Origin of the sequence: Microbacterium sp. LWH13-1.2, from assembly GCF_038397735.1 — a bacterium.
Classification (GTDB): domain Bacteria; phylum Actinomycetota; class Actinomycetes; order Actinomycetales; family Microbacteriaceae; genus Microbacterium.
This window is the reverse complement of record NZ_CP151635.1, coordinates 1669445-1682035: the sequence shown is the minus strand read 5'-3', so window position 1 is coordinate 1682035 and position 12591 is coordinate 1669445. Positions and strand designations below refer to the sequence as shown.

Here is a 12591-nt window from a genome sequence, read left to right as displayed (position 1 = left end):
AGCCGGGAAGACAGTCAATCACCATCTGCCGATCTGCGCGACACGACGCCTGCACGTGGTCTGTGACGGAGTCTTATCGCTCACGGGATCCGGTGTCACGGATGGCTCCCGGGCAACCTCGGCAGAATATCACCGGATCGGCCGAAGCGAGCATAAGCCTCGCCTCACCGTAGAATCGACGGGACATGTCACCACGCGCCCTCACTCCTCTTCAGCCTGCCGCGACGCCTGCGAAGCAGATCCGCAATTTCTGCATCATCGCGCACATCGATCACGGCAAGTCGACCCTCGCCGACCGCATGCTCCAGATCACCGGCGTGGTCTCGGACCGTGACATGCGCGCCCAGTACCTCGACCGCATGGACATCGAGCGCGAGCGCGGCATCACGATCAAGAGCCAGGCCGTGCGGATGCCGTGGGAGATCGATGGCGAGACCTTCGCGCTCAACATGATCGACACCCCCGGCCACGTCGACTTCACGTATGAGGTGTCCCGCTCTCTCGCCGCGTGCGAGGGAGCGATCCTGCTCGTCGACGCCGCACAGGGCATCGAGGCCCAGACGCTCGCGAACCTCTATCTGGCTCTCGAGAACGATCTGCACATCATCCCGGTGCTGAACAAGATCGATCTGCCGGCGGCCGATCCCGACAAGTACGCCAAGGAGCTGGCATCCCTCATCGGCGGCAAGCCGGAGGACGTGCTGCGGGTTTCGGGCAAGACAGGGGTGGGGGTCGAGGAGCTGCTCGACCGCCTGGTCAAGGAGATCCCGGCGCCCGTCGGCGACGCCGACGCGCCTGCCCGAGCCATGATCTTCGACTCCGTCTACGACGCCTACCGAGGAGTCGTCACCTATGTCCGAATGATCGACGGCAGCCTGTCGCCCCGCGAGCGCATCCAGATGATGTCCACGGGCGCGACCCACGAGGCGCTCGAGGTCGGCGTGTCGAGCCCCGAACCCGTGCCCACCAAGGGGCTGGGCGTCGGCGAGGTCGGCTACCTCATCACCGGCGTGAAGGACGTGCGGCTCTCCAAGGTCGGCGACACCGTCACGACGGCGCGCAGGCCCGCGACCGAGGCTCTCGCCGGCTACACCGACCCGAAGCCCATGGTCTTCTCGGGGGTCTACCCGATCGATGGCAGCGACTACGCGGAGCTCCGCGAGGCGCTCGACAAGCTCAAGCTCTCCGACGCCTCACTGCAGTACGAGCCCGAGACGTCGGTCGCCCTCGGCTTCGGCTTCCGCTGCGGGTTCCTCGGTCTTCTGCACCTCGAGATCATCACCGAGCGGCTCGAGCGCGAGTTCGGTCTCGACCTCATCACGACCGCACCCAGCGTGATCTACGAGGTGCTCACCTCAGACACCGGCGAGACCGTGACGGTCACGAACCCGAGCGAGTACCCCGACGGTCGCATCGGCTCGGTGTCGGAGCCGATGGTCAAGACGGCCATCCTGCTGCCCAAGGACTACGTCGGCACCGTGATGGAGCTCTGCCAGTCGCGTCGCGGAGCACTGCTGGGCATGGAGTACTTCTCCGAGGAGCGCGTCGAGCTCCGCTACATGATGCCGCTCGGTGAGATCGTCTTCGACTTCTTCGATCAGCTCAAGTCGAAGACCCAGGGCTATGCCTCGCTCGACTACGAGCCCGCCGGACAGCAGGAGGCGGACCTGGTCAAGGTCGATATCCTCCTGCAGGGCGACAAGGTCGACGCGTTCAGCTCGATCGTGCACCGCGACAAGGCCTACGCCTACGGCACGCTGATGACGGAGCGTCTGCGCAAGCTGATCCCTCGCCAGAACTTCGAGGTGCCGATCCAGGCCGCCATCGGCGCCAGGATCATCGCCCGCGAGACGATCAGGGCGCTGCGCAAGGACGTGCTCGCCAAGTGCTACGGCGGTGACATCAGCCGCAAGCGCAAGCTCCTCGAGAAGCAGAAAGAGGGCAAGAAGCGCATGAAGATGGTGGGCCGTGTCGAGGTGCCGCAGGAGGCGTTCATCGCCGCGCTCTCCGGCGACGTCGAGGGCAAGGACAAGAAGTAGAAGCCCACGAGCCGGGCATGCTCGGCGCGTGAGGGGTGACCGTCCAGGGAACGGGAAGTAGGCTGGAAATCATGCGGCGCGGGACTTTCCGAGACGACACGGTGGACTATGCGGCCGTGGGTGCGACCCACGCGCCCGATCTGATGCAGTACCCGCCGGAGCGCAGCCTCCCGGCGGAGAACTCCTGGCGGATCGGCAGCGGCATCGAACGCTTCCAGTCCGCCGGTGAATCGCTCCTGACCTGGACGGCGCAGCGCGCCTCGGGCCTGAGCGTCGAGGATGTCCGCCCGGCACCGGGCCCCGCCTACGCCGGAGTGAGCTTCGATGCGGAGGGCAACCCGATCGCCCCGAGCAAGACCGACGTCGAGCAGCGCTTCGATGCCGAGGGCACTCCGTTCGCGGGGCCGGGGATGACGCTCCGCCTGCACGGGCGTGTGAGCGGGATGCGGGCGGATGCCGAACTCCGCGTGATCTCGGTCACCGAGGAGAAGCGCCGCATCGGGTTCGTGCTGGGCACGGTCGGCGGCTCCGTCGTGCGCGGTGAGGAATCCTTCGACATCGACTGGCGCGAGGACAACGACGAGGTGTGGTTCTCGGTGCGCGCATTCGATGCGCCCAACTCCCTGCTGTACCGCGTCGTTCCCGCGCTCGTGAAGCGCCGCCGCCGCGAGCTGTTCGCACGCTACCTGCGGGCGATCTCTCCGCTCTACGCGACTCCGGTCTGATGGCCGTAGTTCTCTGATGGCCGGGCCCCTTCCCCTGGGTGATCCGGCACCGGCTGACGGACGCCTTCCGTCCGATCTCGCGATCGACCCGGCTGTGCCGTTCTCGGCCTATCTGCACGTCCCCTTCTGCCGGGTGCGCTGCGGCTACTGCGACTTCAACACCTACACGTCCGGCGAGCTTCGCGGTGCGAAGCAGGAGGATTACGCCTCGACGCTGATCGCCGAGATCGATCTGGCGAAGCACGTTCTCGCGGATGCGGGCGCGCTGCGCCCGATGGACACCGTGTTCTTCGGCGGAGGCACCCCGACGCTTCTGCCCGCTGGGGATCTCGCCCGGATGCTGGGTGCGGCGACCGAGGCGTTCGGGCTCGTCGACGGCGCCGAGGTCACGGTAGAGGCGAACCCCGACACGGTGACGCCCGAGGTCGCCCGCACCCTCGCGGATGCCGGTGTGACGAGGCTCTCGATCGGCATGCAGTCGGCAGTGCCGCATGTGCTCGCCGCTCTCGACCGCACCCATCGCCCCGAGAACGTGACGACAGCGGTCGCCGCCGCGAAGGACGCAGGCCTGGCGGTCAGCGTGGACCTCATCTACGGAGCGCCGGGGGAGTCGCTGGCTGACTGGGAGGCGTCGCTCGACGCGGCGCTCGCACTCGAGTCGGACCACATCTCGGCCTATGCGCTGATCATCGAGGACGGCACGAAGCTCGCGCGGCAGATCCGCCGAGGTGAGGTGCCGGCGCCGGACGACGACCTGCAGGCCGACATGTACGAGCTCGCCGATGCGCGTCTCGCAGCGGCGGGCTTCGACTGGTACGAGATCAGCAACTGGTCGCGCACTGTGGATCAGCGCTCGCGACACAACCTCGCGTACTGGCGCGGGAGCGACTGGTGGGGCTTCGGCCCCGGCGCGCACAGCCACGTCGCAGGACTCCGGTGGTGGAACGTGAAGCACCCGGCCGCCTATGCGCAGCGTCTCGCCGCCGAGGAGTCGCCGGCCGCCGGTACCGAGCGTCCCGATGCGGAATCAAGGACCCTCGAGCGTGTTCTGCTGCTGAGCCGCATCCGCGAAGGGATAGCGGTCGCCGACCTGCAGCCGGACAAGCGCACGCGTGTCGCCGGCCTGATCGCGGACGGCCTCGTCGACCCCGCCGCCGCGGTGCGCGGGCGCGTGCAGCTCACACTTCATGGGCGCCTGCTCGCCGACGCCGTGGTGCGCGAGCTCACGGACTGACCACGGGTCGGGGTCGCTACGGCAGCAGGTCGAGTGCCTCTGTGCGTCGCTGCGCCACGGTCGAGGTCTGGGTGTCGAACAGGCGCGTCATCCGTTCGGGGCCGAACCGCGGCCAGCCCGGGTCACCTGTCTTGATGAAGGCGATCCACGCCGAGTGCATCTCGTCTGCGAGGTTCTGCGGCGCGTCCGTCCCGGCGAGCCGCTGCGCTTCGGGGTCGCCGAGTCGGTCGAACACGAAGCCCAGTTCCAGAGCGTGGGCAGCACGCAGATCGCGGACCCGGCTCTGCCAGGCGAACTCGTAGACATAGGTCGGCGCCATGCGCGACTGGGCCAGCCGGGTCAGCGGCGCGCGCAGCATGATGTCGGTGGCGAGCTGGCCGAAGATCTCGCCCGTGGAGGCTCCGGGAAAGGTCGCACGATATGCCGCGACGGCCGTCCTCGGGATCCGCAGGGCGAGCCGTGCGAGCAGCAGCTTCGCCGGACTGATTCCGGCGAGGGCTGCCGGAGGGAACCAGAGACGATACTCGTCCGTGTTGCTCCCGATGAGAAGCGGGACCTCGGTGTCGGCGAGGACCTCGTGCGGCGACCGCGGAAGCGAATCGGCATCCACCGCGAACTGGAACCCGGGCGCCCCGCCCAGCGGCGACGAACCGGCGGCCTGTCGCCTGCGCGCATGGAGCAGCTTCGCAGGAGACGCGTCGAGGAAGCCCGCGCGGTCGGCTCTGATGCCGAGCCTCTTCGCCAGCTGCGCCGTGACGCGGCCCGCCTTCTTCGCGGTCTGCGCCTCGAGCGGTCCGGATTCGATGATCGCCCGCGCGATCAGCGAGCGCGACGAGGGGTTCGCGAGCAGGCCGGCGACGATCGCGCCCCCGGCAGATTCGCCCATGGCCGTGATCTGCGACGGGTCGCCGCCGAACGAGGCGATCTCGCCGTGCACCCAGGCGAGTCCGGCCGCGGCGTCCTGCAGGCCGAGATTCCGAGGGGCACCGTCGAGCACCGAGAAGCCCTCGGAGCCCAGACGGTAGTTGATCGACGCGAACACGATCCCGGCTCGGGCGAACGCGGCCCCGTCGTAGAGGGGGAGTGCGGCGGTTCCCCGCTCGAGCGCACCGCCATGGATCCAGAGGACGACGGGCGCGCCCGCGGCATCATCAGGCGCCCAGACGTTGACCGAGAGGATCTCATCTCCCGGGATCTCGACCGAACCCAGAAGGTCGCCGATCGCGCCGGGGTACGGATGCTGAGGAGCCGTCGGACCGAATGCCGTGGCGTCTCGGACGCCCTCCCACGCGGGAGCGGGCTGCGGCGCACGAAAGCGGTTGGGCCCGAACGGGGCGGCGGCGTACGGGATGCCGAGGTAGCGACGCACGCCGTCGATCGCTTCGCCCCGCACGATTCCGGTGGACACGGTGGCCTGCGGCGCGACACTCATACCCGTCATCGTAGGGGGATCAGCGCGGCACCCGCATCGGCGGGTAGAATTGGCACTCGTACCCAGTGAGTGCCAGAGGGAGGGAGTTGCGATGGTCAGTGAAAGAGGCCTCCAGGTTCTTCGCGCGATCGTGCAGGACTACGTCGAGACGCACGAGCCGGTCGGCAGTCGATCGATCGTCGACCGCTATTCGTTCGGTGTCTCCGCCGCGACGATCCGCAACGACATGGCACTGCTCGAAGACGAAGAGCTCATCGCCGCGCCGCACACATCGTCGGGTCGAGTCCCGACCGACAAGGGTTACCGGGTCTTCGTCGACCACCTCGCGCAGCTGCGCCCGCTCACGGTCGCGCAGCGCACGGCGATCGAATCGTTCCTGACGGCGCCCTCCGACCTCGACGACCTGATGGTGCGCACGGTCCGCGTGCTCACCCAGCTCACGGGCCAGGTCGCCCTCGCTCAGTACCCGTCGTTCGCACGGGCGCACCTGACCCATCTCGAACTCGTCGCGTTGTCGTCCAACCGGCTGCTGATCGTGCTCGTCACCGATGCGGGCGGGGTCTCCCAGCGCATGGCGCCGCTGCCGGTCGATGTCGACGAAGCCGACATGGCGATCCTCCGTGCGCGGCTGTCGGCGCTCATCACTGGGCGAGCGGTGAGCGATGCGGCCGAGCGGCTGCAGAACCTGCTCGCCGCAGACGAGTACTCCGGCGACGTCGCGCTGCGGGCACTCGCGACGATCATCATCGATGAGCTCGGTGCTTTCCGTCAGGAGCGCCTGGTGATGGCGGGAGCGGCGACCCTCGCGCGACGCGAGCAGGACTTCCGCGGCAGCATCCACCCTCTGCTCGAGGCGATCGAAGAGCAGGTCACCCTGCTGCGCCTGATGAGCGAGATGGAGGCGGACTCACATGGCCTTGCAGCCAGCATCGGCACGGAGAACGCCTCGTTCGGCCTCGGCGAGGCATCGATCGTGGCCAGCAACTACGCCGCACCCAGCGGCACGGCGCGTGTCGGCGTGATGGGGCCGACGCGCATGGACTATCCGAGCAATCTCGCGGCTGCGCGGGCTGTCGCCCGCTATCTCTCGCGGATGCTCGATGAAGACGAGGCGTCCCGCTGACGCGGGCGCCCAGAGAACAGCACACGCAGAAGGGCCATTGTGGCAGACCACTACGAGGTACTCGGCGTCTCTCGCGACGCCTCCACCGACGAGATCAAGAAGGCGTACCGACGTCTGGCTCGTCAGCTCCACCCCGACGTGAACCCGGGTGAAGACGCCGCCGAGCGGTTCAAGCTCGTGACGCACGCGTACGACGTGCTCAGCGACGACGATTCGCGTCGTCGCTACGACATGGGCGGAGGAGACGGCGCTGCCGGCAACTTCGGCGGCTTCGGCGGTTTCGGTGACATCTTCGAGACCTTCTTCGGGGCGGGTCAAGGCGGCGGCAGGGGAGCGCGCCCGCGGTCTCGCCGTGAGCGCGGGCAGGACGCCCTGGTCCGCGTGACGCTCGATCTGGGCGACGTCGTGTTCGGTGCGCACCGCGACATCGAGGTCGACACGGCCGTCCTGTGCGAGACGTGCAACGGCTCGTGCTGTCAGGAGGGCACGTCGCCCGTCACCTGCGACATCTGCGGAGGGTCCGGTCACGTGCAGCGCCAGGTGCGCAGCCTGCTCGGCAACGTCGTCACCTCCCAGCCGTGCGGCACCTGCGAAGGCTATGGCACGACCATCCCCTACCCGTGCGGCACCTGCGGCGGCCAGGGACGCGTGCGCTCGCGTCGCACCGTCTCGCTCGACATCCCGGCCGGCGTCGAGACGGGTCTGCGTCTGCAGCTTCCCGGTTCCGGCGAGGTCGGCAAGGCCGGCGGCCCGAACGGCGACCTGTACGTCGAGGTCACCGTCAATCCTCATCCTTCGTTCAGCCGTGACGGCGATGACCTGCTGGCGACGCTGGAGGTCTCGATGCCCGACGCGATCCTCGGCACCGAGACTACGATCCAGGGGCTCGACGGCGAGGTCGACCTCGAGGTCCGCTCCGGCGTGCAGTCCGGCGACGTCCTGACGATCAAGGGTCGCGGCATCACTCCGCTGCGGGGCAGCCAGCGCGGCGATCTGCGCGTCGGCGTCCAGGTGGTCACCCCGACCAAGCTCGATTCCGCGCAGCGGGCGCTCATCGAGGACTTCGCGAAGAAGACGAAGGCACCGGGCCCCCAGCTGGCGCAGTTCCAGCAGGGACTCTTCTCGAAGCTCCGCGACCGCTTCCGCTCGCACTGACCCGGACGGCGCTCATGGCTCTGCACTTCCTCGTCGAATCATCGTCGGATGCCGCGGTCGGCGGCCTCGTGTCGCTCACCGGGGCTGAGGCCAAGCACGCCGCGGTGGTCCGCCGTCTCCGCGTCGGCGAGGCGGTGACCGTCGGCGACGGTGCGGGGGTGTGGCTCACCGGCGTCGCCGAGGAGGTCTCGCCCTCCCGTGTCGAGGTCCGTGTCTCCGAGCGATCGGCAGAGCCCGCGCCCAGTCCTCGTCTCGTCCTCGTGCAGGCACTGGCGAAGGGCGATCGCGACGAGCTCGCGGTGCAGGCCGCCTGCGAGCTCGGTGTCGACGAGATCGTGCCGTGGCAGGCGAGCCGCAGCATCTCGAGGTGGGAGGGCGCCAAGGCGGTCAAAGGCCGAGAGCGCTGGGCGACCATCGTCCGCGAGGCAGCCAAGCAGGCGCATCGTGCATGGGTTCCTGAGGTGTCGGCCCCGGCCTCGACCGCAGATCTCGTGAAGCGTGCGTCATCCGAGCGCGTGCTGCTGCTCGATCCGAGCGCGACCACCCGGCTGTCGGAGCTCGAGCCCGACGGGCGAGACCTCGTGCTCGTGGTCGGTCCGGAAGGCGGCATCTCGGACGACGAACTGGCGAAGCTGTCTGACGCCGGTGCCGAACGCGTGCTGCTCGGCGACACGGTGCTGCGCACCTCGACGGCAGGCCCCGCAGCGATCGCGGTCCTGTCCGTGGCGCTCGGTCGCTGGTGATCGCGCGACGGGCCCGTCCGCGCTGCGATCAGTAGACTGGGATCATGTCCGAGCCCTCGATCTTCACGCGCATCCTGAACGGTGACATCCCGGGCGAGATCCTGCTCGACACCGGTCGGGTGTTCGCGATCCGTGACATCAACCCGCAGGCGCCGCTGCATGCGCTCGTGATCCCCAAGACCGAGGACTATCGCGACGTCACGGAGCTCGCAGCCGGTGACCCCGGTCTTCTCGCGGAGATGGTCGCAGCGGCTGCGCAGCTCGCGTCTGAGCACGCGAACGGCGAATACCGCCTGATCTTCAACAACGGCGCGAGCGCCGCCCAGTCCGTCTTCCACGTGCACGTCCATGTGCTCGGCAACATCGAGGAGAACAAGCTCGTTGGCTTCTGACGAAAACGATTCCGTGACCGCATCCGACACCGCCGTCGAGAAGATCTACGCCGACGGTGTCGCCATGGTGCAGCTCCTCGGCCCCCAGGACCGACTGCTGCGGATGCTCGAGAAGGAGCACCGCGACGTGCAGGTGCTCGTGCGAGGCAACGAGATCACGCTCACGGGCGCCGCTGACGCCGTCGCGCAGGCGAAGACACTGGTCGACGAGCTGATGACCATGACGAAGGCCGGGCACGATCTCGCTCCGAGTGATGTGGCCAGTTCTGCGCGCCTCCTGCGCAATGATGGCGGCCCGCGCCCCAGCGAGGTGCTCGGCGAGGCCATCCTGTCGACCAGGGGCAAGGTCATCCGACCCAAGACCCTCGGCCAGAAGGAGTACGTCGACGCGATCGAGGAGAACACGATCGTCTTCGGCATCGGCCCGGCCGGTACCGGAAAGACCTACCTCGCGATGGCGAAGGCCGTCCAGGCGCTGCAGCGCAAGGAGGTCACCAGGATCATCCTCACGCGTCCGGCGGTCGAGGCCGGTGAGCGACTGGGCTTCCTGCCCGGCACTCTCACCGACAAGATCGACCCGTATCTGCGCCCGCTCTACGACGCGCTGAACGAGATGATGGACCCCGAGATCGTCCCTCGCCTGATGGCGACGGGGACGATCGAAGTGGCACCGCTCGCGTACATGCGCGGCCGCACGCTCAACGATTCGTTCGTCGTGCTCGACGAGGCGCAGAACACGACGCCCGAGCAGATGAAGATGTTCCTGACGCGTCTCGGCTTCGGCTCGAAGATGGTCGTCACGGGTGACATCACCCAGGTGGATCTTCCCCAGGGTTCGTCAGGACTGCGTCTGGTGACGCGTGTGCTCGACGGCATCGACGACATCCACTTCGCCCGCCTCACGAGCGAGGACGTGGTGCGTCACTCTCTTGTCGGCCGCATCGTCGACGCGTACAGCGAGTACGACGAACGCCGCACCGCTCAGCGCTTCGAGCGCGAGCAGGCTGCCGAGTTCGCCAATCGCGCCGACCGCCGAGGTGCACAACGACCAGGACCCCGGGACCGGATGCCGAAACGCGGCCTCTCCTGATGAAACGAGCACAGCCATGATCGAGATCAACAACGAGTCGGCCATCGATGTCGACGAGACGGTGCTGCAGCGACTGACCGACTTCAACCTCGCGCAGATGCATGTCAGCCCTGATGCCGAGGTCGCGATCGTGCTCGTCGACGAGGGCGCCATGGAAGCACTCCACGTGCAGTGGATGGACGAGCCCGGCCCCACGGACGTGCTCAGTTTTCCGATGGACGAGCTGCGCCCCGGCACCGAGGATCGCCCCACGGCCCCCGGGCTGCTCGGAGACATCGTGCTGTGCCCGCAGGTCGCCGAGGCACAGGCTCAGGCGGCCGGTCACACGCTGATGGACGAGCTGATCCTGCTGACCACGCACGGCCTTCTCCACCTGCTCGGGTTCGACCACGCCGAGCCCGATGAGGAGCGCGAGATGTTCGGACTGCAGAAGGAGCTCATCCAGGGCTTCGCCGCGTCTGAACGTCGACGATGACCGCGGCCCTCCTTCTCGCCGGCGCCGTTCTGCTGGTCGCGTTCGGTGGGCTCATGGCTGCGATCGATGCGGCCTTCGGCGTCACGTCGCGCTCCGACATCGCCGAGATGGGCACAGAAGGGCGCAACGCCCGGCAGCTGGCCCGCATCGCCGCCGATCCTGACGCTCACGTCAACGCCGTCGCCTTCATCCGCGTTCTCGCCGAGACGGCCGCAGCGGTGCTGGTCACGGTCGCGTTCAGCATCCTGTTCGAGAACATCTGGTGGGCGATGCTCGCCGCTGCGCTGCTGATGACGGGCATCAGCTTCGTGCTGGTCGGGGCGAGTCCTCGATCCTTCGGTCGTCACCATGCCGAGGGGATGCTACGCGCGAATGCGCCGGTGGTCCGCGGGCTGCGCGTCATCCTCGGGCCGCTCGCCCAGGGTCTCGTCGTGCTCGGCAACCGGGTGACTCCAGGGCGCGGGCGCAGCTCGTTCACGTCGGAGGAGCAGCTGCTGAGCATGGTCGACGAGGCAGCCTCGAACGACCTGATCGAGGCGGACGACCGCGACCTCATCCACTCCGTCTTCGACTTCACCGACCAGTTCGTGCGTGCGGTGATGGTGCCGCGAACCGAGATGGTGACTGTCGACGCGACAGCGACGACGAGCGAGGCCATGACGTTGTTCCTGCAGCGCGGCGTCTCACGCATGCCCGTGGTCGACGACGACGCCGACGATGTCGTCGGAGTGCTCTACCTCAAGGACCTCGTGCTGTTCGCCTTCCGAGACGAGAACGCGTGGCGTGCTGCATCCATCCGTCCGATCTCGCGGCCGGCGACCTTCGTCCCCGAGTCCATGCGCGCGGAGACGCTCCTGCAGCAGATGAAGCGGGACGCCGTGCACGTGTGCCTGGTGATCGACGAACACGGCGGAATCTCGGGCCTCGTGACGCTCGAGGACCTCATCGAGGAACTCGTGGGCGAGATCTCCGACGAGTACGATCAGGTATCGGCTGAAGTCGTCGAACTCGGCGACGGACGCTATCGCGTGAGCGCGCGACTCTCATTGGAGGATGTCGGCGATCTCTTCGGCCTCGAACTGGAGGATGAGGACGTCGACTCCATAGGAGGTCTGCTCGGCAAGGCGCTCGGACAGGTTCCGCAGCCGGGAGCCACGGCGACGGTCGACGGACTGACGCTCACCGGCGGAGCCTCCAGAGGGCGAGGCCGCGGAATCGCGACGGTCTTCGTCGAACGAGCAGAGAACGACGCGGAATCGACCGCAGATGAGAGAGATGACGACGATGACTGAGCAGACGCGAAGCGGATTCGTGACCTTCGTGGGACGGCCGAACGTCGGGAAGTCGACTCTCACGAACGCACTGGTCGGCGAGAAGATCGCGATCACGAGCGAGAAGCCCCAGACGACACGACGGGCGATCCGCGGAATCGTCAACCGCCCGGAGGGGCAGCTCGTCATCGTCGACACCCCCGGCATCCACAAGCCCCGCACGCTCCTGGGCGAGCGGTTGAACGATCTCGTCGAGCAGGTTCTCGGCGACGTCGACGTCATCGGCTTCTGCGTGCCTGCGACCGAGAAGGTCGGTCCCGGTGATCGCCGCATCGCCGCGTCGCTCGACGGATATCGCCGCGCCAAGAAGATCGCGATCGTCACGAAGACGGATGCGGCCAGCCGCGACGACATCACCGAACGACTCATGGAGGTGGATGCGCTTCGCGAGGACTGGGACGCCGTGATCCCGATCTCCGCGCTCACGAACGACCAGCTCGAGGTCCTCGCCGACGAGGTGCTCTCCCTCATGCCCGAGGGGCCAGCGCTCTACGGCGAAGGCGTCACCACCGACGAGTCGGAGGAAGACCGGATCGCGGAGATGATCCGTGAGGCCGCGCTCGACGGCGTGCGCGACGAGCTGCCGCACTCGATCGCGGTCGTGATCGACGACATCGCCCCGCGCGAGGGTACCGACCTGACCGACGTCCACGCATCGATCGTGGTCGAGCGTGACAGCCAGAAGGCGATCATCATCGGCCACAAGGGCAAGCGTCTCGCCGACGTGGGGCGGCGCGCGCGCGTGGGCATCGAGGACCTTCTCGGTACCCGGGTGTTCCTCGGGCTGCACGTCAAGGTCGCGAAGGAATGGCAGCGCGACCCGAAGCAGCTGGGTCGTCTCGGCTTCTGACG

General features: G+C 67.9%; 12 protein-coding genes. 11 read left to right on the top strand and 1 reads right to left on the bottom strand.

Features of this window, described 5'->3' with window-relative positions; translation table 11 throughout:
• The first annotated feature begins 185 nt into the window (after positions 1–185).
• From lepA to hemW, 3 genes are all read left to right on the top strand, one after another.
• The gene (gene lepA / locus MRBLWH13_RS07915) at positions 186–2039 is read left to right on the top strand and encodes a translation elongation factor 4 (protein WP_341957850.1); all 1854 of its coding nucleotides are present in this window, start codon (positions 186–188) and stop codon (positions 2037–2039) included.
• Between the two features lie 71 nt (positions 2040–2110).
• Positions 2111–2764 (top strand): DUF1990 family protein, encoded by a 654-nt coding sequence (locus MRBLWH13_RS07910; protein WP_341957847.1) that lies wholly within the window; start codon positions 2111–2113, stop codon positions 2762–2764.
• A gap of 16 nt (positions 2765–2780) precedes the next feature.
• Positions 2781–3998, top strand: coding sequence for a radical SAM family heme chaperone HemW (gene hemW / locus MRBLWH13_RS07905; protein ID WP_341957845.1), 1218 nt, complete (start codon positions 2781–2783; stop codon positions 3996–3998).
• A gap of 16 nt (positions 3999–4014) precedes the next feature.
• Here hemW and MRBLWH13_RS07900 read toward each other — a convergent pair whose 3' ends face one another.
• Positions 4015–5430, bottom strand: coding sequence for a carboxylesterase family protein (locus MRBLWH13_RS07900; RefSeq protein WP_341957844.1), 1416 nt, complete (start codon positions 5428–5430; stop codon positions 4015–4017).
• Between the two features lie 91 nt (positions 5431–5521).
• Between MRBLWH13_RS07900 and hrcA the strand changes: the two genes are divergently transcribed.
• The 8 genes from hrcA (at position 5522) to era (ending at position 12589) form a co-directional block, all read left to right on the top strand.
• Positions 5522–6553 carry a heat-inducible transcriptional repressor HrcA gene (gene hrcA, locus MRBLWH13_RS07895; protein ID WP_341957842.1) on the top strand — a complete coding sequence of 344 codons (1032 nt, stop codon included), beginning with the start codon at positions 5522–5524 and terminating at the stop codon, positions 6551–6553.
• A 39-nt stretch (positions 6554–6592) separates the two neighbouring features.
• Positions 6593–7708: a molecular chaperone DnaJ gene (gene dnaJ, locus MRBLWH13_RS07890; RefSeq protein WP_056307243.1), complete on the top strand. Its 1116-nt coding sequence runs from the start codon at positions 6593–6595 to the stop codon at positions 7706–7708.
• A 14-nt stretch (positions 7709–7722) separates the two neighbouring features.
• On the top strand, positions 7723–8451 hold the full coding sequence (locus MRBLWH13_RS07885) for a 16S rRNA (uracil(1498)-N(3))-methyltransferase (protein ID WP_341957839.1): 729 nt from the start codon (positions 7723–7725) through the stop codon (positions 8449–8451).
• A gap of 44 nt (positions 8452–8495) precedes the next feature.
• Positions 8496–8843, top strand: coding sequence for an HIT domain-containing protein (locus MRBLWH13_RS07880; protein ID WP_341957837.1), 348 nt, complete (start codon positions 8496–8498; stop codon positions 8841–8843).
• A 64-nt stretch (positions 8844–8907) separates the two neighbouring features.
• A complete protein-coding gene (locus MRBLWH13_RS07875; protein ID WP_341958254.1) occupies positions 8908–9933 on the top strand; it encodes a PhoH family protein in 1026 nt (341 codons plus the stop codon).
• 16 nt (positions 9934–9949) lie between these two features.
• Positions 9950–10408 carry an rRNA maturation RNase YbeY gene (gene ybeY / locus MRBLWH13_RS07870; RefSeq protein WP_056516826.1) on the top strand — a complete coding sequence of 153 codons (459 nt, stop codon included), beginning with the start codon at positions 9950–9952 and terminating at the stop codon, positions 10406–10408.
• On the top strand, positions 10405–11700 hold the full coding sequence (locus MRBLWH13_RS07865) for a hemolysin family protein (RefSeq protein ID WP_341957834.1): 1296 nt from the start codon (positions 10405–10407) through the stop codon (positions 11698–11700). Before ybeY ends, MRBLWH13_RS07865 begins: the two co-directional genes overlap by 4 nt.
• Complete coding sequence (era, locus tag MRBLWH13_RS07860; RefSeq protein ID WP_341957832.1) at positions 11693–12589, top strand: GTPase Era; 897 nt, start codon at positions 11693–11695, stop codon at positions 12587–12589. Before MRBLWH13_RS07865 ends, era begins: the two co-directional genes overlap by 8 nt.
• The last annotated feature ends 2 nt before the right edge of the window (positions 12590–12591 follow it).

Excerpts from the sequence above, each read along its gene's own strand:
- lepA (WP_341957850.1), top strand. The coding sequence starts at position 186 with ATGTCACCACGCGCCCTCACTCCTCTTCAGCCTGCCGCGACGCCTGCG.
- MRBLWH13_RS07910 (WP_341957847.1), top strand. The coding sequence starts at position 2,111 with ATGCGGCGCGGGACTTTCCGAGACGACACGGTGGACTATGCGGCCGTG.
- hemW (WP_341957845.1), top strand. The coding sequence starts at position 2,781 with ATGGCCGGGCCCCTTCCCCTGGGTGATCCGGCACCGGCTGACGGACGC.
- MRBLWH13_RS07900 (WP_341957844.1), bottom strand. The coding sequence starts at position 5,430 with ATGAGTGTCGCGCCGCAGGCCACCGTGTCCACCGGAATCGTGCGGGGC.
- hrcA (WP_341957842.1), top strand. The coding sequence starts at position 5,522 with ATGGTCAGTGAAAGAGGCCTCCAGGTTCTTCGCGCGATCGTGCAGGAC.
- MRBLWH13_RS07885 (WP_341957839.1), top strand. The coding sequence starts at position 7,723 with ATGGCTCTGCACTTCCTCGTCGAATCATCGTCGGATGCCGCGGTCGGC.
- MRBLWH13_RS07880 (WP_341957837.1), top strand. The coding sequence starts at position 8,496 with ATGTCCGAGCCCTCGATCTTCACGCGCATCCTGAACGGTGACATCCCG.
- MRBLWH13_RS07875 (WP_341958254.1), top strand. The coding sequence starts at position 8,908 with ATGGTGCAGCTCCTCGGCCCCCAGGACCGACTGCTGCGGATGCTCGAG.
- ybeY (WP_056516826.1), top strand. The coding sequence starts at position 9,950 with ATGATCGAGATCAACAACGAGTCGGCCATCGATGTCGACGAGACGGTG.
- MRBLWH13_RS07865 (WP_341957834.1), top strand. The coding sequence starts at position 10,405 with ATGACCGCGGCCCTCCTTCTCGCCGGCGCCGTTCTGCTGGTCGCGTTC.
- era (WP_341957832.1), top strand. The coding sequence starts at position 11,693 with ATGACTGAGCAGACGCGAAGCGGATTCGTGACCTTCGTGGGACGGCCG.